The organism is Sapientia aquatica (genome assembly GCF_004358105.1).
Taxonomy (GTDB): Bacteria; Pseudomonadota; Gammaproteobacteria; order Burkholderiales; family Burkholderiaceae_D; genus Solimicrobium; species Solimicrobium aquaticum.
Map to the genome: position 1 here is coordinate 195175 of NZ_SMYL01000001.1, position 20819 is coordinate 215993.

The window sequence follows — 20819 nt, forward strand, 5'->3', positions numbered from 1 at the left end:
ATAGAACCTCAAGAAATGCAATTACTGGATCACGTATCGATAACCGTTAAAAGCTTAGCCGCTGTTAAACCGTTTTATCGGGCAATCATGCATGTTTTGGGTGCAGAGTTGGTGTATGACGAAGCCGACGCAATTGGCTTCGGAGAGAGGAACACAGCGTTGAGTGATCGGCATTCTTATTTAAGTATTTTTGAGTCTGAGCATGCAAGCGTTGATCCGCGTCGCCATTGGTGTTTTCGTGCCAGCTCGATTTTCCAGGTGGATGAATTTCATGCACTTGGTTTGAGTCGTGGTGGAAGCGATGCTGGCCTACCGGGATTGCGCGATTATCATGCTGGCTACTATGCCGCCTTTTTATTTGATCCCGAAGGCAATAAAGTCGAAGCAGTTTTTCATTGTGTCAAATAATTTGTCTACATTTAACTGAAAGGAAACTCGCCATGCCGCTCGTCACCATCACTGTAAAAAAGCCAAAAACCGCTCAATTTAAATCCACCGTTTTGGATGCTGTGCATTCGGCCTTAGTCGCTGCTGGCGTTCCCGCAACGGATCGTTTTCAACGGGTATTGGAATTGGATGCGGATGATTTTCGTTATGACGCGGGGTATCCCGATGTGCAGGGTGCGCGTGATGATAATTTTGTGTTGATCGAAATTTTATTTTCGGTTGGGCGCAGCGTGAAAGTGAAGAAAAGTATTTTGGCGCATTTGATGGAGCAACTGAGTGTAGCGCAGTTTAATCCCGAAAACGTCATGGTCTGCTTCAAAGAAACTGCTTGGGAAAATTGGTCCTTTGCTGGCGGTCGGATTATTCACGCGCCTTAATGCTGTAGCTTGTTATGTTATGGCGAGCAAGTTAGTCATTTTCTTAGTTCGGGTAACTTGCTCCGCGTCCCTTTCGATTTAACCATCGCACTGAAACCTTCGTCACTCCTACTTTTTAGCTCGGTTACAAAGCGCGGTTGCGTTCGCAATCGCACCTCCTTTATGATGTCTTTTTAGTTAATTATTTATTAATTTTAACGCGCTGCTTTGGGGCCTGAGGTCTGAATTTAAGCGACACGTTATTACCTAAAAAGGAGCCATCATGTCACCAAAATTTTCGTTGCGGATTATTCCATCCATGCTTTTGTTGTGTGGAATGTTGTCCTCGTTTAGTGTGATTAGCGCTGCATATTCAGCGGATTATCTCAGCGATGCCAGGTCTGCCAATGCCGCCAAGCCCGAGTTATTGTTGGCGCAGACCTATCGCGCTAATGTTGATCTCGCCGCCTATTTGGTGAGTGAAAAGCTCGACGGCGTGCGTGCGATCTGGGACGGCAAGGTTTTGCGTTTTCGTAGCGGCAAACTTATTCCCGCACCCGCATGGTTTAGCGCTGGCTTTCCAGATCATCCCATGGATGGCGAATTATGGATGGGGCGGGGCCGATTCGATCAGGTATCAGCCGCAACACGGCGCGAGATTCCTTCCGATGACGAATGGAAGCAGATCAGTTATCAAGTGGTCGAGTTGCCGCGCGGGCAGGGTAGTTACAACGAACGACTGTCTAGCTTAGCAATATCGATTACGAGTGCAAAAGTCCCTTGGCTGCAATTGCTCGATCAATTTCAGGTGACCGATGAGGAACAATTGCAATCTACGCTGAAAAATATCGTGCAGAACAAAGGCGAAGGCTTGATGCTGCATCGCTCGGACGCGCTTTGGCAAACCGGTCGATCCGACGTGTTGCTGAAACTCAAATTACAATCCGATGCCGAAGCGACGGTGATCGGCTATGTGCCTGGCAAGGGCAAATATCTTGGCCTAACGGGCGCTTTGCTTGTCGAGATGCCCAATGGCACGCGGTTTAAACTTGGCAGTGGCTTGCGCGACGAGATGCGTCGCAATCCTCCGGCGGTTGGCGCCATTGTCACTTACCGCTATCGCGACATTACACCAAAGGGCATCCCTCGGTTCGCCAGTTTTTGGCGGGTTCGGGAGGATGAGTAAATTTGTCGCCTAGGACGAGCGGGCGACTTCCGCGCAAATGCCCACGGTAATTGTTTTACAGCAGTGGCTTGATAGACACGCGCGACTTTATTTCTGCTCTAGGTTGTTTAGACGCTAAATTAGTTGATTGATCGTCCGTGTTTGATCCGCTCTCCGTTCCGGGGAGCTGAGAATGAATTATTGTTAATGAGATCGTTGCCAAGTGATTTTTAGAATCAATTTGCTTCACAATCACAACGCCTTTGCGCTGCTGTTCTGATAGTTCTAGCGTGATTGCGTTATTCGATTGTTCTATGCTGTTGATGATCGTTTGGGCGATTTTTGTAGCGTCTGAGGCTTTGGTGTTGGACTTGTGTTGCTGAACCGAAGTGATAATTTGTTCTTTTAATTTCTCGGAATCAACTTGGTTTAAAAAGTAAATGATTTGTTGTCTGGCAGCTTTTTCGGCTCTGTTGCTTGCTTGCATTTCTGCGGCAGCCGAAATGCCATGAATCCTCAGCGTTACCGATGTGGTGAGGCGCGTCCACTTGCCGCTTAACTGATCGAATTCAATATCCAATTGTTCCTGCGGCTCCTCCCCGACTACTGTCACTGAGTTTTTTGATGCCAGATTATCTGGATTTTCCGTCATCTGTGTGAACAGGGCTGATATCCAGCCATGTTGGATGATTAAGAACGCGAGGCACAGAAAAATTGCCAGCGCTGCATAGATTAGATTTTTTTTCATCGATGATTCGAGCTTTGCAAAAAACGTTAAGCGTGCACAGCCCAATGTTGGTGGTTTAACACTCCATTCCTGTTCGCGCATGTTGAGCAGAAAATTGTATCCAGTCGAGCGATACAAAAATCCCACGCGCAACCTTAATTTGCTTTCCAGCTTTTTTGTATCGTCTATTTGGACTATTTTTGTGCGATAGAGCGCAACAGCTTGAAATTTTGATCACAGTGTTATGTGAGGCATTAATGTTGAAGGCCGTCTTAGATGTATAGAAATTCAACAATGGTAGAAGCGGCACGCTGAATTCGCATCGGACTATGGAGCATAAATGGAGAACTTCCGATAACTGCAAATCGGCCCGGAATCCTTGCATGTGGTGATCCACGATGCTTTGAGCATTTGGGTCAAGCGATGGATGAATGTGTTTGGAACGGGGAGTAAAACTTAATTGGCGTAAGCCTAAGTGGTATTGTTTTTTTGAATTGGCAATAAAAAAACCGCAACGTACACATTGCGGTTTTTTGTATCGAAACGGGTAGAGCAGAATTGCCAGAATAGTTCAAAAATCTTGCAGAGCCATTCCGGCAATCTAGGCAATTACATCATGCCATCCATACCGCCCATGCCGCCCATACCACCCATGCCGCCCATACCACCGCCGGCTGGTTTTTCTTCGGCTAATTCAGACACCATGCAATCGGTAGTCAACATTAACGAAGCGATAGACGCCGCGTTTTGCAATGCTGAACGAGTTACTTTTGCTGGATCCAATACGCCCATTTCAACCATGTCGCCATAAGTGCCGTTGGCTGCGTTGTAACCGAAGTTGCCTTTGCCAGCCAACACTGCTGCTACAACAACAGATGCTTCTTCACCAGCGTTTTGAACGATCATGCGTAATGGCTCTTCCATTGCGCGCATAACGATCTTGATACCAGCGTCTTGGTCTGCGTTGTCGCCTTTAACGGTAACTGCTGCACGAGCGCGTAACAGAGCCACGCCGCCGCCAGGAACGATACCTTCTTCAACTGCTGCGCGAGTTGCGTGCAATGCGTCTTCAACACGTGCTTTTTTCTCTTTCATTTCAACTTCAGTAGCAGCACCAACTTTGATCACTGCAACGCCGCCAGCCAATTTCGCTACGCGCTCTTGCAATTTTTCACGATCGTAGTCAGAAGTCGCTTCTTCGATTTGAACGCGAATTTGTTTTACGCGTGCTTCGATAGAAGTTGTTTGGCCTGCGCCGTCGATAACGATGGTGTTTTCTTTGCTCACTTCGATACGTTTAGCTTGACCTAAATCTGCCAAAGTTACTTTTTCCAAAGTCAGACCAACTTCTTCAGCGATCACTTGGCCACCAGTCAAGATAGCGATATCTTCTAACATCGCTTTACGACGATCACCAAAACCTGGCGCTTTGACTGCGCAAGTTTTCAAGATGCCGCGGATGTTATTGACCACCAACGTTGCCAATGCTTCGCCGTCGATATCTTCAGCAACGATCAACAGTGGGCGACCAGCTTTGGCCACTTGTTCCAATGTTGGGAGCAGATCACGGATGTTGGAGATTTTTTTGTCGTACAACAAAACAAATGGATTGTCCAAAATCGCGACTTGTTTTTCTGGTGTGTTGATGAAGTATGGTGACAAGTAACCACGGTCAAATTGCATACCTTCTACGATATCCAATTCGTCGTTCAATGATTTACCGTCTTCAACAGTGATCACGCCTTCTTTACCAACTTTGTCCATCGCTTCAGCGATACGGTCACCGATTGATGAATCGCTGTTAGCAGAGATCGAACCAACTTGAGCGATTTCTTTTGTTGTTGTGCATGGCTTAGCGATTTTTTTCAGTTCTTCTACAGTTGCTGCAACCGCTTTGTCGATACCGCGCTTCAAATCCATTGGATTCATGCCGGCAGCAACGTATTTCATTCCTTCGCGCACAATCGCTTGCGTCAATACAGTTGCCGTAGTTGTACCGTCACCTGCGTTATCGCTAGTGCGTGAAGCAACTTCTTTTACCATCTGTGCGCCCATGTTCATGAGCTTGTCTTTGAGTTCGATTTCTTTAGCAACCGAAACACCGTCTTTAGTTACGGTTGGCGCGCCGAATGAACGCTCTAACACAACGTTACGGCCTTTTGGACCCAAAGTAACCTTAACTGCGTTAGCCAGAATATTTACGCCTTCAACCATCTTAGCGCGCGCTGCGTCGCCGAAAATAACTTCTTTAGCTGCCATGTGAAACTCCTAATTTGTTAAGAAACTGCTTGTGCAGTGTTCTGAATTTGGGTGTTGGTAAAACTGGGGAGCAGATTACTTCTCAACGATTGCCATGATGTCTTCTTCGCGCATCATCAACAATTCAACGCCATTGTCTTTGAATGCTTGGCCTGCATATTTGCCAAACAAAACGCGGTCACCAACTTTAACTTCTAATGGACGTACTTTGCCGTCATCTAAAATTTTGCCTTTGCCTACAGCCAAAATTTCACCTTGATCTGGTTTTTCAGCAGCGGCCTCTGGAAGCAAAATGCCAGATGCTGTTTTTGTTTCTTGATCCAGACGCTTAACGATAACGCGATCGTGCAAGGGACGAAGGTTCATACACACTCCTCAATATAAGTTCAATGGGTTAAAAAATTTGGAACAGGATGCAAAAGCAAATGGAGTTAAGCCGTTTCAACGCTGCTTCAACGTTTAAGAGACTTTAAAAGGCATTGTTAGCACTCTATCCTGTTGAGTGCTAATTATATGGGCGCAGGTCAACTTTTTCAAGGATGGGGGATGAAGTTAAATTTGAAATGTCGCTAACTTGTTGATTGTGAACAAATTAGTGCTAATTTAAAAAATCATCCGACATAGTTTGATTTCTAAGTGGAAATTAGAGGATAACCTTTAAATTGTTGTTATTTGGTAATCCGTCATCGTTTGGTAATAAGTAATTCGCATACTTCGGCCGCGAAGGAGCGAATTGTCGACGCGTATTGCGTTGGGCACCTAACGGTAAGAACGGTTAAGACCAAATTCAAACAATGTAAAGGGAATCTATGAAATTGCATCAACTAGCATTGGCATGTGCCGCGCTTGGACTTCTGAGCGCATGCAGCGGCAGTGGGAGTTCATCGTCCACTCAAATTATGAACATGAGTGGTATCGCCTCAGTTGGCGCTCCGCTGGTCGGTGTGGTTGTCACTGCAACGGATGCAAATGGCAACGTAACGCAGTCAACGACGACAGATTCGACTGGTAAATTTTCAATGACGTTAACGGGTCATGGTCCGTTTATCTTGACCACGCCGATTAATGATGCCGACGGAAGTCCAGCGACGTTGTCGTCTGTTTATGCTCCTAAAGCTAATTTTGCAGGGTCAGTGCAAGCCAATATTAACCCGCTGACCTCGTTAGTCACCGCTCGGGTATTGGGGACGATTCCAACTGGCTCGCTAACGGCTGCCCAAATTCAAAGCGCCAATATCACTCCGGCAACAGTGGTTAGCGCTGAACAAGATTTGGCGACATTGTTTCAACCGGTGTATACCGCTTTATCGATTCCAGCCACCGAGTCTGCCGATCCAATTGGCTCAACCACCTACAAAGCGGCCAACACCGACCCGTTGGATAATTTCTTTAGCACTGCGCATTTTATGGTGCATACCGGACAAGTTATCATTGGCTCCGACGCTAATCGCAGCGTAGTTACGGTACCAACGGCTGGCCCGATCACAAGCACGATCCCGGCTGCCGCTGTGACTTCGTTGGTCGCACTCAATACCGGCGCAACGACTACTCCGATTACTAACGTCATTGTTGTCATTGGTGAGAATCAAACATTCGATGCGGTATTCGGTGCCTACCAAGCACCTGCTGGCCAAACGGTAAATAACTTGATTTCGAAGGGAATCATTAATGCCGACGGCACTCCGGGGCCTAACTTTAGCTTAGCGTCACAAAGTCAAGGTACTTCACAAACTGCGTACACGATTAATCCAACTCGCGCTGCGCCTTACGCAACGTTACCGCAGCCATTGCAAATTGGTGAGTTGACGCCGTATTTGCAAACCTTGGGTGGCACGCCTGATCCGCATTTTCCGGCTACTTTGGCCAATGGCCCGTTCCAACTTACTAAATATGTTCCTTACGCTGTGACGGCCACTAATCCAATCGGCGTGACGACCGGTGATCCGGTGCATCGCTTCTTCCAGATGTGGCAGCAAACTGGCGGTAACAACGCCAAGTTGGATATGTACACTTGGGTTGCGGACACGGTTGGACAGGGCGGCGATACCACCGGCATTACGCCTGCCAATCCCTCTCAAGGCGGCGAATTGATGGCGTTTTTGAATGTGAATACCGGTGATGCACCATTTTTGAATTCATTGGCGCAGAAATATGCGATGAGCGACAACTATCACCAATCTATTTTGGGTGGCACTGGCGCTAACTTCTTTACCATCGCAACAGCGGATTTGCCGGTATTTAACACAGCCGGTGCTGTCGCAACTCCACCAGCCAACCAAATCGAAAACCCAAATCCAATGGCCAATACGCCGAACTTCTATACCCAAGATGGTTATAGCGGTGGTTCGTATGTCAATTGCTCGGATTCGACTCAACCCGGCGTTGCCCCAATTTTGTCGGCATTAGCTATCGTAAACGTACCTAGCAACTGTGCAGCGGGTGCGTATTATCTTGTTAATAATTACGCTCCGGGTTACGACATGAATGGTAACGTTCAACCGATCGGGCCGAATAACTATAACTATCCACCGCAAACAGTGCCAACAATTGCCGAATCATTGGCTAACAAAGGCGTATCGTGGAAGTGGTATACCGGTGGACGTGAATTGGCTGACGTAGCCGCTGATGCCGCAGCATTTGGAATTCCCGCTGTGTACGCGCAAGCAGCGCAATACAATGCAATTGGTGACCCACTGGTTGCATCGTCTAAAGTCATGACGACACCCGCACTCAAAGCTGGCTTGGCAGGCTTAACAACGTTCTTTAACGACGTTAAAAACAGCACATTGCCAGCGGTATCGTTTGTGGTTCCGAAAAATTTGGATAGCGGACATCCAGGTTATTCGGTCGAAATGAAATACGAGTTATTCCTGCAAAACTTAATCGCGAAAGTGCAAGCCAATCCAACTCTGTGGGCTCACACGGCCATTATTATTACTACCGATGAAGGTGGCGGTCATTTCGATACTGGTTCGATTCAAAACCAAGACTTCTTTGGTGATGGTCCACGTATTCCGTTGATCTTGGTGTCGCCGTATGCCCGCACTAACTATATCGATCACACTTACCATGATCATGCATCGGTATTGAAGTTTATCGAACGTAACTGGAAGTTGGCACCGTTATCAGCTCGTAGTCGCGACAACCATCCAAATCCTGTGACGACCTCGGCGAATCTCTACAAGCCAGTCAATGCAACGCCAGCCTTGGGTGATTTGATGACCATGTTTAATTTTTGATTTGTTGTAAATAGCTAGTCGTTTTGTTTGACGGAGTAGGCAGGCGCGAATTGGATTCCTGCTTATTCCGTTTTTGCTTAAGAATTTTAAGATCGGTAGTGAAAATGCAGCGTCGGGTTAATTTTGCGGTGTTATTGGTGTTATGTGGTGTGTTGGTGAGTGTGGTGGCGTGCCAAAAAAAGGAAGCGGCGTCGCTTGAACAAGGCAAGCCCGCTGCCGCAGTTCCACATAAAAAAAATGCTTGGGTCAACTATCCCAAACAAGCTGCAAAATTAAGTCCGCAGGCCGAACTTGGGCGACAGTTGTTTTTCGATACCAATCTATCCGCCTCCGGCAAAATGTCCTGCGCCACTTGCCACCAGCCCGACCACGCGTATGCGCCAGCTAATGATTTGGCGGTGCAAATGGGCGGTGAAAAAATGGATCAGGCTGGAACGCGCTCTGTTCCATCGTTACGTTATTTAAGCTACACGCCTTTATTTACTCGGCACTTTTATTTCCCGACCTCCGAAGGGTTGGAAGACGAAGGACCTACAGGTGGATTTACCCACGATGGCGCGGTCGCAAGCTTGCACGAACAGGCCAGTGTTCCACTTTTGAGTGCTAACGAAATGGCTAACGCGAGCGCACAAAGCGTGGCACAAAAAGTGCAAGCCAGCGCTTACGCAAAACAATTTCAGCAAGTATTTGGCGAGCAAATTTTTAGTGATCCGAACCAAGTAGTAAACCAAGTTGGGCTAGCGCTAGAAGCGTTTCAGTTGGAAGAGGTGAGCTTCCATCCATACACCAGTAAATTTGATACCGTGATTTCTGGCAATACTACTTTTTCCGAACCTGAATTACGTGGCTATCGGGTATTTAAAGATCCAAGCAAAGGCAATTGTGCTAAATGCCACGTGGATAATGTTGGCGCTGGTGGCAAGCCCGCTCAATTCACGGATTTTGAATTTGAGGCCATCGGCGTTCCACGCAATCCAGCTATTGCGGCGAATAAAGTCGCGAGTTATTTTGATTTAGGATTGTGCGGACCGTATCGGCATGACTTGAGTAAAGAAACCAATTTTTGCGGCATGTTTAAAACACCCACATTACGCAACGTCGCCACGAGAAAAGTGTTTTTTCATAATGGGTTTTTCCACAATCTAGACGATGTGATGCACTTTTATGTGGAGCGCGATAGTCAGCCGCAAAAATGGTATTCCAGCAAAAACGGCAAAGTGCAGATGTACGACGATTTACCCAAGCAATGGCGCAGTAATGTGGATCACATCAATGCACCATTTGATCGCAAAAAAGAAGCAGCCCCAGCGCTGACCGAAGCAGAAATCAAGGATTTGATTGAGTTCTTAAATACACTCACCGATGGCTACAGCAAAACGCCGGGCGGAGAATAACTGTTGGGTGATGTTGCGTGGACGCTGTCGGCGGAACTGAGTTATTCATTCTAATTTGCAACAAACTTCGCTCGGCGCGTATGATCGAAGGTATTGCAACTTGACTTAGCTCATGCAGCTAACAGACTCGATGAAACTTTATTCTTATTTTCGCTCATCTGCCTCTTTTCGCGTCCGAATTGTCCTTAATTTAAAGCAACTTCCTTATGAAACTGTTCCAGTACACCTCGTCAAAAATGGCGGCGAACAGTTTGCTCCCGCCTACTTGGCATTAAATCCACAAGGTGTGGTGCCTAGTTTGGAAAACGATGGCGAAATACTTCTTCAATCCAGCGCAATTTGCGAATACCTCAACGAACTGCAACCGGAACCTGCCTTATTACCCTCCGATTTAGCCCAAAGGGCATGGGTGCGTTCGGTATGTAATATGGTCGCTTGCGACATTCATCCGGTCAATAATCTGCGCGTATTAACTTACTTAACAAAAACGTTGGGACACAGCGAGGAGCAAAAAATGGCGTGGTATCGCCATTGGATTGCCCAAGGATTTGACGCTCTGGAAAAAGTGTTAGCGCAAAAAGCAGGGCGCTATTGTTGGGGCGATACCGTGACGTTGGCTGATGCATTTGTCATCCCGCAAATTTGGAATGCCAATCGGTTTGCCTGTCCTTTGGATGATTTTCCGACGCTGCGTCGTGTCTATGAAAATGCAATGATGTTGCCGGAGTTTGTGCAAGCCGCTCCCGCCTCGCAACCGGACGCTGAGTGACATTGCGCGTGTTATTATTGCCACTTTGGCAGGTGAACGCCATTCTTAGCAGTCAGTTTTGGATAAACTTCTTGAATAACGCGTGTCATAACTACCGATCACAATAATTGAACTTCAACGATTTACCATTTTTTGAAATTTAGTCAGGAGAAAACATGAATAAACTTTACCCAGATGCCAAAACGGCGCTGCAAGACATCGTTGCAGATGGGCAAACGATTGCGGTGGGTGGTTTCGGATTATGTGGTATTCCAGAAGCCTTAATTGCAGCGCTGCGGGATTCAGGCGTGCAAAATTTAACGGCTATCTCCAACAATGCCGGTGTGGATGGTTTTGGGTTGGGCCAATTACTAACTACCCGTCAAATCAAAAAGATGATCTCGTCCTATGTTGGCGAAAACAAGGAATTTGAGCGTCAGTATCTGGCAGGCGAGTTGGCGTTGGAATTTACACCGCAAGGCACCTTGGCCGAAAAATTACGCGCTGGTGGCGCCGGCATTCCGGCATTTTTTACTAAAACTGGCGTCGGCACGATCGTGGCTGAAGGCAAAGAAATCCGCGAGTTCGACGGACATAAATACGTCATGGAACGTTCGTTGGTCGCTGACGTTTCTTTGGTTAAAGCGCTCAAGGCCGATAAAGCTGGTAATTTGGTCTATAACAAAACGGCGCGTAACTTTAATCCTAATGTCGCAATGGCCGGAAAAATTACCGTGGTTGAAGTCGAACAAATCGTTGAAATCGGTGAGCTTGATCCCGATGAAATTCACACGCCAGGAATTTACGTGCATCGCATCGTGCTCAACACGGCCCCAGAAAAACGCATCGAGCAACGCACAATCACAGCAACTAACAAGGCAGGAGCATAACCATGGCATGGACTCGCGATGAAATGGCTGCGCGTGCAGCTTTAGAATTACAAGACGGTTTTTACGTCAACTTGGGAATTGGACTGCCGACAATGGTCGCCAACCACGTGCCGGCCGGTATGGAAGTGTGGCTGCAATCGGAAAATGGTTTGCTTGGAATTGGCCCTTTCCCGACCGAAGACCAAGTTGATCCTGATTTGATTAATGCTGGTAAGCAAACAGTCACCACCTTGCCAGGATCTTCGATTTTTAGCTCGGCCGATTCATTCGCCATGATTCGTGGCGGCAAAATTAATCTGGCGATTTTGGGTGCGATGCAAGTCAGCCAATTTGGTGATCTGGCCAACTGGATGATTCCCGGAAAAATGGTCAAAGGTATGGGCGGCGCGATGGATTTGGTTGCCGGCGTTGGTCGAGTCGTGGTGTTGATGGAGCATGTAGCTAAAGGCGACGCGCACAAAATCCTCAATAACTGCAATTTGCCGCTGACCGGTGTTGGCGTGGTCAACCGCATCATTACTGATTTGGGTGTGCTCGATATCACCCCGAACGGCTTAAAGCTGGTTGAGCTAGCGCCAGAAGTCAGCTTGGATGAAATCATTGCCAAGACTGAAGCAGCGATTGATGTCAGTGCATTTCATTAACGAATTGGAGCTTTGCGGGCAACTCATTTGAAGCTGCCCGCGACGTGCAAATAAATGTTTGCTTTAAACCTGATCTAAATCAATGCGCTGCATCCCTAAACATCCCATTCACTATGTACTATCATTTTGGAGTGAACTGCTAGGTTCCCTCGTCATGGAAGATTGAAAGGTCTTGACTATCTCGATGGTGACTTTAGTCGAGAAAACGGAATAAATTCATGTGTTTTAGTCCTCTACGATCTCTAACATTACGTTTTTATTTTCATTTTTTTAATAAAAGTCGCTATTATGTTAACTTAAAGTAATCATTCTGATTACTTGTGTTGGTGAGCTCTTCGTTAATAATTTAAATGTTTTGGTATTAATTCCATTGGCTAGGCGGTACAGCTTTTGCCTTTGATGGTTTTGCTAAAACGTTATCACATAGGAATCAAGATGATACGAAAGTCTGCCCAGGTTCGCAGCGAGTCAGTTCAATGCCTCTCTCCCGAAGGCCTTCATACGATGGCTTACAAGGATTGGGGGGAGGTCGATAATCCCAATGTTTTAGTGTGTGTGCACGGTGTCACCCGGGTCTCGGATGATTTTGATGATTTAGCGCGCGAGCTGTCGTCGCAATACCGTGTAATTTGCCCTGATATTGTTGGGCGAGGCCGATCTGGTTGGTTGAAAAATCCCCAGTACTACCAAGTGCCGCAATATGTGAGTGATATTGTCACGCTGCTAGCGCGGATTAATGCCCCAAATGTGGCCTATCTTGGGACATCGATGGGCGGCTTAATAGGAATGGGTTTGGCTTCGTTGCCAGAGAACCCGATCAAGCAGTTAATTTTGAATGACATCGGTCCGGTACTCAACATTGAAGCATTGAGTAGAATTGGCACTTACATCGGTCAGCCGATGCGCTTTGCTAAATTAGAAGACGGGGAAGATTTTGTGCGCAGTATCTCGCTGACTTTTGGAGAACACACTCCCGAGCAGTGGCATAAATTTTGCAGGGATGTGTTGAAGCAAGATAAAGACGGTATGTGGATCAGGCATTACGATTTAAAAATCGCGATGTCCTTTCAAGCGATAAATCCCGATATCGCCCAAGCGATGCAGGTGATGATGTGGGCGGCATATGACGCCATTACTTGTCCTACTTTATTATTGCGCGGGGCCGATTCGGATTTATTTCCAAAGGAGACGGCTCTAGAAATGACCCATCGTGGTCCCAAGGCTAAGATTGTTGAATTTAGAAATGTAGGACATGCGCCCACTTTGGTGCACCAAGATCAGATTGACGCGGTTAGAAATTTTTTAGTTGGGTAATTTGTTTAATTTTAATTAAGGAATGTAATGCAGAATCACGAAATAAAGCGCTTTCATGTTGGACCTCGGATATCAGAAATGGCCGTATACAACGGTACTGTGTATTTAGCAGGTCAAGTTACAAGTGACGAAAATTTAGATATCACCGGTCAAACGCAGAATGTATTGGATCAAATTGACAGTTTGCTAGCGCAAGCTGGAACCGATAAATCGCACATTTTAATGTGCCAAATATTTATTTCTGATTTGGCCAATTTCCCCGCAATGAATCAGGTTTGGGAACGCTGGGTTTCCGCCGGCCACACACCGCCACGTGCCACAATACAGGCACCATTGGCCAATCCGAAATGGTTAGTTGAAATTGTTATTACCGCTGCGCTGAAAGCGTCCTAACGCCACATGGTATCAATCGCCGCCGCTAATAGTGAAAATCTAGATAATTTGGTTGCAGGTCTTTCACAAGAGGACGCGCAACGGGTATTGTCTGCGCTCGAATTTGTCGCGCCGCATTACGATGGACAGGAATTAATCACCGGTCAAAATGCGCTGCAATTTGTGCGTGGCGTGGCGGCGACTTTAGGCGCCTTGCGCAGCGATGCCGATACGCGAATTGCGAGCTTGTTGTTCGAATTGCCCCAGCTTGATCCGGTGGTGGCAAAAAGTATTGAGCCGCGCTTTGGCAAAGAAATCCTCGATCTGGTTGGCGGTGTGCGCGGCCTCATGCGACTAAGTGCACTGCATCTGATGCAACAAGCAGCGCAGCCAGAAGCGGTGCGTAATAAGAACGCTGCCCAACAGGCATCAACCCAATTAGAAACGCTGCGCAAAATGTTGTTGGCGATGGCGTCAGATATGCGCGTTGTCTTAGTTCGGTTAGCGTCACGGCTAACGACGCTGCGCTATTTCGCCGAGCAAAAGCGCTTCGATGAAACCAGCCGCCAATATGCGCGCGAGACATTTGATTTGTACGCGCCGCTAGCAAATCGGCTCGGCGTTTGGCAAATGAAGTGGGAACTCGAAGATTTATCGTTCCGATTTCTTGAGCCAGATTCTTATATCAAAATTGCCAAAATGTTGGAGGAAAAACGTGCCGAGCGCGAAGAATTTATCGCGAAATCTATCGAGCGGCTCCAACACGAAATGAATGCCGTCGGCATTAAAGCCGAAGTGTACGGACGGCCAAAACACATCTACAGCATCTGGAACAAAATGCGCGGCAAGTCGATTGATTTCGATGAGCTCAATGACGTGCGCGCCTTCCGAATTATTGTTGACGACATTAAAGCTTGTTATACCGTTCTTGGAATTGTTCACAATATTTGGACACCAGTCACCGAAGAATTCGACGATTACATTGCGCGCCCCAAACCAAACGGCTACCAATCTTTGCACACCGTAGTGATTGCCGATGATAATCGCGGCTTTGAAGTCCAAGTCCGCACCAAAGAAATGCATCACTTTGCCGAATACGGTGTGGCAGCGCATTGGCGTTACAAGGAAGAAGGTAATTCCAATTTCGCAGGCCAAGAGTACGATGAAAAAATCGCTTGGTTGCGCCAGTTATTGGCCTGGAAAACAGATATTACTGAGGCGGTTGTCGCTGACGATGATGTGCAGCGTGAATGGGTAGAAAAACTGAAATCCACCACCTTGGATGATCGGATTTATGTCCTTACGCCGCAAGCTCGCGTCATCGAGTTACCCAATAATGCAACTCCCATCGATTTTGCCTATCACCTGCACACCTCGGTCGGCCATAGCTGTCGTGGGGCGCGTGTCGATGGCGTGATGGTGCCACTGAATACTCCACTGAAAAACGGTCAAACGGTCGAAATTATTACCGCTAAGGCCGGAGCCGACACGGGACCATCGCGTGATTGGCTTAGCCCAGAATACGCGGCCGGTACACGTACGCGCTCAAAAATTCGGGCTTGGTTTAATGCCTTAGACCAGCAAGAGACGCTCAATAAAGGGCGCGCACATGTAGAAAAAACATTGCAGCGCGAAGGTAAAACCGCCTTCAATTTAGATGAGCTGGCACGTAAATGCGGCTTTGATAAAGTCGATGAATTGTTTTTGTCGGTCGGCAAAGAAGAATTTAGTTTGCGCCAAGTCGAACACGCCTTGCATGATGAGGTAGTGCCGCCAGTCTCGGACGAAGTGTTAATCAATAAAAGCCGTGCATCCAGTGTAGTCCAGGGCGCGAAGTCGGGCGTGCTCGTGGTTGGTACGGAAGGTTTGCTCACGCTATTAGCTAAATGCTGCAAACCGGCGCCGCCCGATGTGATTGTTGGGTTTGTCACGCGCGGCAAAGGCGTTTCGATTCATCGCGCCAATTGCAAAAATTTTGCCGAGATGCGTAAAAAATCACCGGAGCGGGTGATCTTAACAACTTGGGGCGAGCAGGGACGAGAGACCGTTTATCCGGTTGATATCTACGTGTTGGCGCAAGATCGCCAAGGATTATTGCGCGATATTTCTGAAATTTTCTCGCGCGAGAAAATCAACGTCATTGGTGTTAGTACCCAAAGCGCCAAAGGCCAAGCGCGCATGTCGTTTACCGCTGAGATTGGTTCGACCGCGCAATTGCAAAAAGCGCTGACGGTGTTGCGCGAGGTGAGTGGTGTACGAGACGTTCGGCGTCAATAACGCACATCCATCATTGAGATTTGCAACGACTTTGTGCTTAGATAAATGTTAATTTCTCAGATTAACTCGTGATCACTTTCCATGAAATCTTGGCGGCGATTGGTGCCGATTGCCTTAGTCGTTCAGCATAAAAAGTAATTAATTAGCCTGAAATTATAGAAAAATGCTTTACGCTCAAGATGAACTTTGCTATAGTCTCGGCTCTTCGGGGCGGTTAGTTCAGCTGGTTAGAATACTTGGTCGACATCCAAGGGGTCGGGGATTCGAATTCCTCACCGCCCACCACCAATTTTTGATAAACGTTACATCTCTTTTTAAGAGCGAGAAAGGCACCTTGGTTATGACACCGCGAACTACCACCTTGCTTGGTACGCGACTCTAGTCGAGGATCTTTTTCGTTTGTACATGTTTTTTATCATCTGAAAAAGCGCGGCTAGTCCGCGTTTTTTTTCGTTCTCATTTTCGTATTCCCGTCGATTTATCCCGATTTAGTTAAATTTGAATTTCCAGTTTCATCCACACACTCATGGTTTTGGAGAAAATAATGATTTCAGTCCGCCTTCCAGATGGTTCGCAGCGTCAATTTGATGCTCCTGTTACAGTCGCCCAAGTCGCCGCTAGCATTGGCGCGGGCCTTGCTAAAGCTGCGTTAGCCGGCAAAGTGAATGGTCAATTGGTGGATACGTCGTACCTAATCGGTGTTGATTCCGATTTGGCGATTGTTACTGAAAAAGACCCAGAAGGGCTAGAAGTCATTCGTCATTCCACGGCTCACTTATTGGCTTATGCGGTAAAGCAACTCTATCCGGATGCGCAAGTTACCATTGGCCCGGTCATTGACAACGGTTTTTACTACGACTTCTCCTACAAGCGTCCCTTTACTCCAGACGATTTAGTGCTGATTGAAAAGAAGATGCAGGAATTGGCTAAAAAAGATGAGCCAGTAACGCGCCAAGTTTTGCCGCGCGATGAAGCGGTGGCTTACTTCAAATCGATCGGCGAAGCTTATAAGGCTGAAATTATTGCCTCGATTCCGGCCGATCAAGACGTATCGTTGTACACAGAAGGTAGCTTCACCGACTTGTGTCGCGGTCCGCACGTGCCATCGACTGGCAAATTAAAAGTATTTAAATTAATGAAGTTGGCTGGCGCGTACTGGCGTGGCGACTCCAATAACGAAATGTTGCAGCGCGTGTACGGCACAGCGTGGACTAAAAAAGAAGATCAGGAAGCATATTTGTTCATGCTCGAAGAAGCTGAAAAGCGCGATCATCGCAAATTGGGCAAGGCCTTGGATTTGTTCCACATGCAAGAAGAAGCGCCCGGTTTGGTATTTTGGCACGCGAAAGGCTGGACGATTTGGCAGCAAGTCGAGCAATACATGCGCCAAGTGTACAAAGATTGCGGTTATCAAGAGGTCAAGACTCCGCAAATCTTGGATCGTACTTTGTGGGAAAGAACTGGCCACTGGGAAAACTACCGCGACGCCATGTTTGCGACCGAATCGGAAAACCGCAATTACGCGTTGAAGCCGATGAATTGCCCAGGCCATATTCAAATTTTCAATACAGGTTTGCGCAGCTATCGCGAATTGCCATTGCGTTTCGGTGAATTTGGTCAGTGCCACCGCAATGAAACTTCCGGCGCTTTGCACGGCATCATGCGGGTACGTGGTTTTACCCAAGACGACGGCCATATTTTCTGTACCGAAGAGCAAATCGCGCAAGAAGTGATGGCGTTCCATCCACAGGCGATGAAGGTCTATTCGGATTTCGGTTTCCATAATATCGATATCAAAATTGCCACTCGTCCAGAAAATCGTATTGGTACAGAGGAAGCGTGGGATAGGGCCGAGGAAGCATTGCGCTCGGCATTACGCGCATGCGGCTTAACTTGGGAAGAATTGCCGGGTGAGGGCGCGTTTTATGGTCCAAAGATTGAATACCACTTAAAAGATAGCTTGGGCCGTTCTTGGCAGGTTGGTACTGTCCAGATCGATCCATCGATGCCTGTTCGCTTGGGTGCTGAATATGTGGCCGAAGACAATTCGCGTAAAATCCCGATCATGTTGCACCGCGCCATTGTTGGCTCAATGGAACGTTTTATTGGGATTTTGATTGAAAATTTCGCTGGAACCTTCCCATTATGGTTGTCACCAGTGCAAATCGCAGTAGTGAATATTTCGGAATCGCAGTCCGAATATGCGCAAAATGTTGCCGAAAGCCTAAAGAAACAAGGGTTTAGAGTAAACCTCGATTTGCGTAATGAGAAAATAACCTATAAAATACGCGAGCATTCCGTTCAAAAAGTGCCTTACATCATCGTTATCGGCGATAAAGAGCGCGACGGAAACACAGTGGCCGTGCGTACGCGAGGCAATCTCGATTTGGGTGTAATGCCCTTATCTGCTCTAGTAGAGCGACTCAATCACGAGATTTCTACCAAAGCTTAATTGACCTAACAGCGATTGAGCGCGGCTAATTTATTGGATTTTAAAAGGAAACTGCAATAGCTACTGATAAGTCAACACATCGCATCAACGGCGAAATTACTGCACTAGAAGTGCGTCTTTCGGGCGTCGAAAATGAGCCACTTGGCATTGTTAAACTTGCTGAGGCAATTCGATTGTCCGAAGAAGCGAACGTCGATTTGGTTGAAATTGCGCCAAATGCAACGCCGCCTGTATGCCGTTTGATGGATTACGGTAAGTTTAAGTACCAAGAGCAAAAGAAGGCGCACGAAGCCAAGCTGAAGCAAAAAGTTGTGTTGGTCAAAGAAGTGAAATTTAGACCTGGTACGGATGATGGTGATTACGGAATTAAATTACGTAATCTGATTAAATTTCTCGATGATGGCGACAAGACTAAGATTACCTTGCGTTTCCGCGGTCGTGAAATGGCTCACCAAGACATCGGTATGCGTATGCTAGAGCGCCTCAAAGCTGATCTTGAACCGTACGGACAAGTAGAACAGTTTCCCAAGATGGAAGGTCGCCAAATGGTCATGGTGTTGGCGCCGAAGAAGAAAAAGTAAGTTTAAGCAATACAAAGAATTTATTGGACACAGCAATGTGTTCAGTTAAATAGCAGTGAACTCGATTTCACTGCTTTAAATAAGTGAGAGTGGGCATCCAAGTGTAGCGAGTGCTACCACCTACAATCACGTTAAAATTGGAACTGTCCTTAACCGACAGTAATGTTATGCCAAAAATGAAGACCAAAAGCTCTGCCAAGAAACGCTTTCGCGTTCGCCCAGGTGGAACAGTTAAGTGTGGCCACGCTTTCAAACGCCACATCTTGACAAAAAAGACTACCAAGAACAAACGCCAATTGCGCGGTATCACGAACGTTCATGCTGCTGACGTAGTATCAGTCATGCGTATGATGCCTACCGCTTAACCTCATACTCAATATTAAGGAGTTATCATGCCTAGAGTAAAACGTGGGGTTACAGCTCGTGCCCGTCATAAGAAAGTTCTCGATTTAGCCAAGGGTTACCGTGGTCGTCGTAGTAAGGTTTATCGTATTGCTAAGCAAGCTGTTATGCGCGCTGGTCAATATGCTTACCGCGATCGTCGTAACAAAAAACGCGTATTCCGCGCTTTGTGGATCACTCGTATCAATGCCGCGTCACGTTCACACGGTATGACATACAGCGTGTTCATGAATGGCCTCAAAAAAGCTTCTATCGGTTTGGATCGTAAGGTCTTGGCTGATATGGCTGTGATGGACAAGCCAGCATTTGCTGCGATTGTTAATCAAGTTAAAGCTACCTTGGCTGCGTAATAGTTGTACACGATGTTGGCTTAACCAAGCATCGTAAAAGAAGCAGGGCAAAGGTCATACTTTGCCCTGTTTTATTTTGTTAGTTTAGTTTGTTGGTTTGATTTTCAATTCACTCAGTTTTTGACTGAACCACTGTTTTGCGCAAGAACAGGAACAATTCGCATGAACTCATTAGAGCAACTCGCTACGACCCTTGCAACACAAGCTGGCGCAGACTTCGCCGCCGCCCAAGATGCAGCCGCATTAGAAAATGCCAAGGCAAAGTTTCTTGGTAAAACCGGACAAATCACTGAGCTGATGAAAGGCTTGGGTAAATTGTCGCCAGATGAGCGCAAAGCGCAGGGCGCTATCATTAATGCGATCAAAGTCCAGATTGAGGATTTATTAGGAGCGCGCCGCGACCAACTCGCGAACGCCCAAATGCAAGCGCGTTTAAACGCCGAAGCAATTGATATCACGTTACCTGGCCGTGGCCGTAGTAAAGGCGGTATCCACCCCGTCATGCGCACATGGGAACGAGTAGAAGAAATTTTCCGCTCGATCGGATTTGATGTGGCCGATGGCCCAGAAATCGAAACCGATTGGACCAATTTTACCGCCTTAAATAGCCCCGAAAATCATCCTGCGCGCTCGATGCAAGATACCTTCTACATTGAAGGTAACGATACGTCAGGCAAGCCACTTTTGTTGCGCACTCACACGAGTCCGATGCAAGTGCGTTACGCCAAAATGAATTCGGCGCCGATCAAAGTTATCGCACCGGGTCGCACTTATCGTGTGGATAGCGACGCAACCCATTCGCCAATGTTTCACCAAGTTGAAGGTTTGTGGATTGCCGAAGATATTAGCTTTGCTGATTTAAAAGGTGTGTACCTGAATTTCGTCAAAGCGTTTTTTGAAACGGACGATTTGCAAGTGCGTTTCCGTCCTTCTTATTTCCCATTTACTGAGCCTTCCGCGGAGATCGATATTGCCTTCGGCAGTGGTCCACTAAAAGGCCGTTGGTTGGAAGTGTCCGGTTCCGGTCAAGTGCACCCAAGTGTTGTACGCAATATGGGCTTGGACCCTGACAAACATATAGGCTTTGCATTCGGTTCTGGTTTGGAACGCTTAACCATGCTGCGTTACGGAATCAATGATTTGCGCTTGTTTTATGAAGGCGATTTACGCTTTTTAAAACAATTTAACTAATTACAGCAAAG

The 20819-nt window shown here is 47.1% G+C and carries 19 protein-coding genes and 1 tRNA gene; 17 read left to right on the plus strand and 3 right to left on the minus strand.

From position 1 onward, the window contains the following. The first annotated feature begins 15 nt into the window (after positions 1–15). The 3 genes from E2I14_RS00925 to E2I14_RS00935 all read left to right on the plus strand — a co-directional run bounded on the left by E2I14_RS00925 (position 16) and on the right by E2I14_RS00935 (position 1989). Positions 16–408: a VOC family protein gene (locus E2I14_RS00925; RefSeq protein WP_133324523.1), complete on the plus strand. Its 393-nt coding sequence runs from the start codon at positions 16–18 to the stop codon at positions 406–408. Between the two features lie 32 nt (positions 409–440). Continuing rightward, positions 441–824 carry a tautomerase family protein gene (locus tag E2I14_RS00930; protein WP_133324525.1) on the plus strand — a complete coding sequence of 128 codons (384 nt, stop codon included), beginning with the start codon at positions 441–443 and terminating at the stop codon, positions 822–824. Positions 825–1086: 262 nt separating this feature from the next. Continuing rightward, positions 1087–1989 carry a DNA ligase gene (locus E2I14_RS00935; protein ID WP_133324527.1) on the plus strand — a complete coding sequence of 301 codons (903 nt, stop codon included), beginning with the start codon at positions 1087–1089 and terminating at the stop codon, positions 1987–1989. A gap of 55 nt (positions 1990–2044) precedes the next feature. Here the strand turns inward: E2I14_RS00935 and E2I14_RS00940 are convergent, their stop codons facing one another. The 3 genes from E2I14_RS00940 to E2I14_RS00950 all read right to left on the minus strand — a co-directional run bounded on the left by E2I14_RS00940 (position 2045) and on the right by E2I14_RS00950 (position 5320). After that, positions 2045–2716 (minus strand): hypothetical protein, encoded by a 672-nt coding sequence (locus E2I14_RS00940; RefSeq protein WP_133324529.1) that lies wholly within the window; start codon positions 2714–2716, stop codon positions 2045–2047. Positions 2717–3304: 588 nt separating this feature from the next. Beyond that, positions 3305–4954 carry a chaperonin GroEL gene (gene groL / locus E2I14_RS00945; protein ID WP_133324531.1) on the minus strand — a complete coding sequence of 550 codons (1650 nt, stop codon included), beginning with the start codon at positions 4952–4954 and terminating at the stop codon, positions 3305–3307. Between the two features lie 75 nt (positions 4955–5029). After that, a complete protein-coding gene (locus E2I14_RS00950; RefSeq protein WP_133324533.1) occupies positions 5030–5320 on the minus strand; it encodes a co-chaperone GroES in 291 nt (96 codons plus the stop codon). Positions 5321–5763: 443 nt separating this feature from the next. On the opposite strand from E2I14_RS00950, the gene E2I14_RS00955 reads away from it, so the two are divergent. From E2I14_RS00955 to pheS, 14 genes are all read left to right on the plus strand, one after another. Beyond that, complete coding sequence (locus E2I14_RS00955) at positions 5764–8193, plus strand: alkaline phosphatase family protein (protein WP_133324535.1); 2430 nt, start codon at positions 5764–5766, stop codon at positions 8191–8193. A gap of 104 nt (positions 8194–8297) precedes the next feature. Then, on the plus strand, positions 8298–9587 hold the full coding sequence (locus E2I14_RS00960) for a cytochrome-c peroxidase (protein WP_133325684.1): 1290 nt from the start codon (positions 8298–8300) through the stop codon (positions 9585–9587). A 130-nt stretch (positions 9588–9717) separates the two neighbouring features. Then, positions 9718–10356: a maleylacetoacetate isomerase gene (maiA, locus tag E2I14_RS00965; protein WP_133324537.1), complete on the plus strand. Its 639-nt coding sequence runs from the start codon at positions 9718–9720 to the stop codon at positions 10354–10356. A gap of 155 nt (positions 10357–10511) precedes the next feature. Further along, positions 10512–11225, plus strand: coding sequence for a CoA transferase subunit A (locus tag E2I14_RS00970; protein WP_133324539.1), 714 nt, complete (start codon positions 10512–10514; stop codon positions 11223–11225). 2 nt (positions 11226–11227) lie between these two features. Beyond that, the gene (locus E2I14_RS00975; RefSeq protein WP_133324541.1) at positions 11228–11869 is read left to right on the plus strand and encodes a CoA transferase subunit B; all 642 of its coding nucleotides are present in this window, start codon (positions 11228–11230) and stop codon (positions 11867–11869) included. A gap of 435 nt (positions 11870–12304) precedes the next feature. Continuing rightward, positions 12305–13183 carry an alpha/beta fold hydrolase gene (locus tag E2I14_RS00980; protein ID WP_133324543.1) on the plus strand — a complete coding sequence of 293 codons (879 nt, stop codon included), beginning with the start codon at positions 12305–12307 and terminating at the stop codon, positions 13181–13183. Between the two features lie 27 nt (positions 13184–13210). Beyond that, complete coding sequence (locus E2I14_RS00985) at positions 13211–13576, plus strand: RidA family protein (RefSeq protein WP_133324544.1); 366 nt, start codon at positions 13211–13213, stop codon at positions 13574–13576. A gap of 6 nt (positions 13577–13582) precedes the next feature. After that, positions 13583–15832 carry a RelA/SpoT family protein gene (locus E2I14_RS00990; RefSeq protein ID WP_133324546.1) on the plus strand — a complete coding sequence of 750 codons (2250 nt, stop codon included), beginning with the start codon at positions 13583–13585 and terminating at the stop codon, positions 15830–15832. A gap of 208 nt (positions 15833–16040) precedes the next feature. Further along, positions 16041–16117: transfer RNA gene (locus E2I14_RS00995), tRNA-Val, on the plus strand. Between the two features lie 259 nt (positions 16118–16376). Next, the gene (thrS, locus tag E2I14_RS01000; protein WP_133324548.1) at positions 16377–18284 is read left to right on the plus strand and encodes a threonine--tRNA ligase; all 1908 of its coding nucleotides are present in this window, start codon (positions 16377–16379) and stop codon (positions 18282–18284) included. A gap of 56 nt (positions 18285–18340) precedes the next feature. Beyond that, positions 18341–18865, plus strand: a complete 525-nt coding sequence (gene infC, locus E2I14_RS01005) for a translation initiation factor IF-3 (RefSeq protein WP_133324550.1) — start codon at positions 18341–18343, stop codon at positions 18863–18865. Between the two features lie 167 nt (positions 18866–19032). After that, complete coding sequence (gene rpmI / locus E2I14_RS01010) at positions 19033–19230, plus strand: 50S ribosomal protein L35 (RefSeq protein ID WP_133324552.1); 198 nt, start codon at positions 19033–19035, stop codon at positions 19228–19230. A gap of 27 nt (positions 19231–19257) precedes the next feature. Further along, positions 19258–19617, plus strand: coding sequence for a 50S ribosomal protein L20 (gene rplT / locus E2I14_RS01015; RefSeq protein WP_133324554.1), 360 nt, complete (start codon positions 19258–19260; stop codon positions 19615–19617). A gap of 162 nt (positions 19618–19779) precedes the next feature. Further along, positions 19780–20808, plus strand: a complete 1029-nt coding sequence (gene pheS, locus E2I14_RS01020) for a phenylalanine--tRNA ligase subunit alpha (protein WP_133324556.1) — start codon at positions 19780–19782, stop codon at positions 20806–20808. The last annotated feature ends 11 nt before the right edge of the window (positions 20809–20819 follow it).

Excerpts from the sequence above, each read along its gene's own strand:
- E2I14_RS00935 (WP_133324527.1), top strand. The coding sequence starts at position 1,087 with ATGTCACCAAAATTTTCGTTGCGGATTATTCCATCCATGCTTTTGTTG.
- E2I14_RS00970 (WP_133324539.1), top strand. The coding sequence starts at position 10,512 with ATGAATAAACTTTACCCAGATGCCAAAACGGCGCTGCAAGACATCGTT.
- E2I14_RS00980 (WP_133324543.1), top strand. The coding sequence starts at position 12,305 with ATGATACGAAAGTCTGCCCAGGTTCGCAGCGAGTCAGTTCAATGCCTC.
- pheS (WP_133324556.1), top strand. The coding sequence starts at position 19,780 with ATGAACTCATTAGAGCAACTCGCTACGACCCTTGCAACACAAGCTGGC.
- E2I14_RS00955 (WP_133324535.1), top strand. The coding sequence starts at position 5,764 with ATGAAATTGCATCAACTAGCATTGGCATGTGCCGCGCTTGGACTTCTG.
- E2I14_RS00975 (WP_133324541.1), top strand. The coding sequence starts at position 11,228 with ATGGCATGGACTCGCGATGAAATGGCTGCGCGTGCAGCTTTAGAATTA.
- rpmI (WP_133324552.1), top strand. The coding sequence starts at position 19,033 with ATGCCAAAAATGAAGACCAAAAGCTCTGCCAAGAAACGCTTTCGCGTT.
- E2I14_RS00940 (WP_133324529.1), bottom strand. The coding sequence starts at position 2,716 with ATGAAAAAAAATCTAATCTATGCAGCGCTGGCAATTTTTCTGTGCCTC.
- E2I14_RS00950 (WP_133324533.1), bottom strand. The coding sequence starts at position 5,320 with ATGAACCTTCGTCCCTTGCACGATCGCGTTATCGTTAAGCGTCTGGAT.
- E2I14_RS00925 (WP_133324523.1), top strand. The coding sequence starts at position 16 with ATGCAATTACTGGATCACGTATCGATAACCGTTAAAAGCTTAGCCGCT.
- rplT (WP_133324554.1), top strand. The coding sequence starts at position 19,258 with ATGCCTAGAGTAAAACGTGGGGTTACAGCTCGTGCCCGTCATAAGAAA.
- groL (WP_133324531.1), bottom strand. The coding sequence starts at position 4,954 with ATGGCAGCTAAAGAAGTTATTTTCGGCGACGCAGCGCGCGCTAAGATG.
- E2I14_RS00960 (WP_133325684.1), top strand. The coding sequence starts at position 8,298 with ATGCAGCGTCGGGTTAATTTTGCGGTGTTATTGGTGTTATGTGGTGTG.
- thrS (WP_133324548.1), top strand. The coding sequence starts at position 16,377 with ATGATTTCAGTCCGCCTTCCAGATGGTTCGCAGCGTCAATTTGATGCT.
- maiA (WP_133324537.1), top strand. The coding sequence starts at position 9,718 with ATGAAACTTTATTCTTATTTTCGCTCATCTGCCTCTTTTCGCGTCCGA.
- E2I14_RS00985 (WP_133324544.1), top strand. The coding sequence starts at position 13,211 with ATGCAGAATCACGAAATAAAGCGCTTTCATGTTGGACCTCGGATATCA.
- E2I14_RS00930 (WP_133324525.1), top strand. The coding sequence starts at position 441 with ATGCCGCTCGTCACCATCACTGTAAAAAAGCCAAAAACCGCTCAATTT.
- E2I14_RS00990 (WP_133324546.1), top strand. The coding sequence starts at position 13,583 with ATGGTATCAATCGCCGCCGCTAATAGTGAAAATCTAGATAATTTGGTT.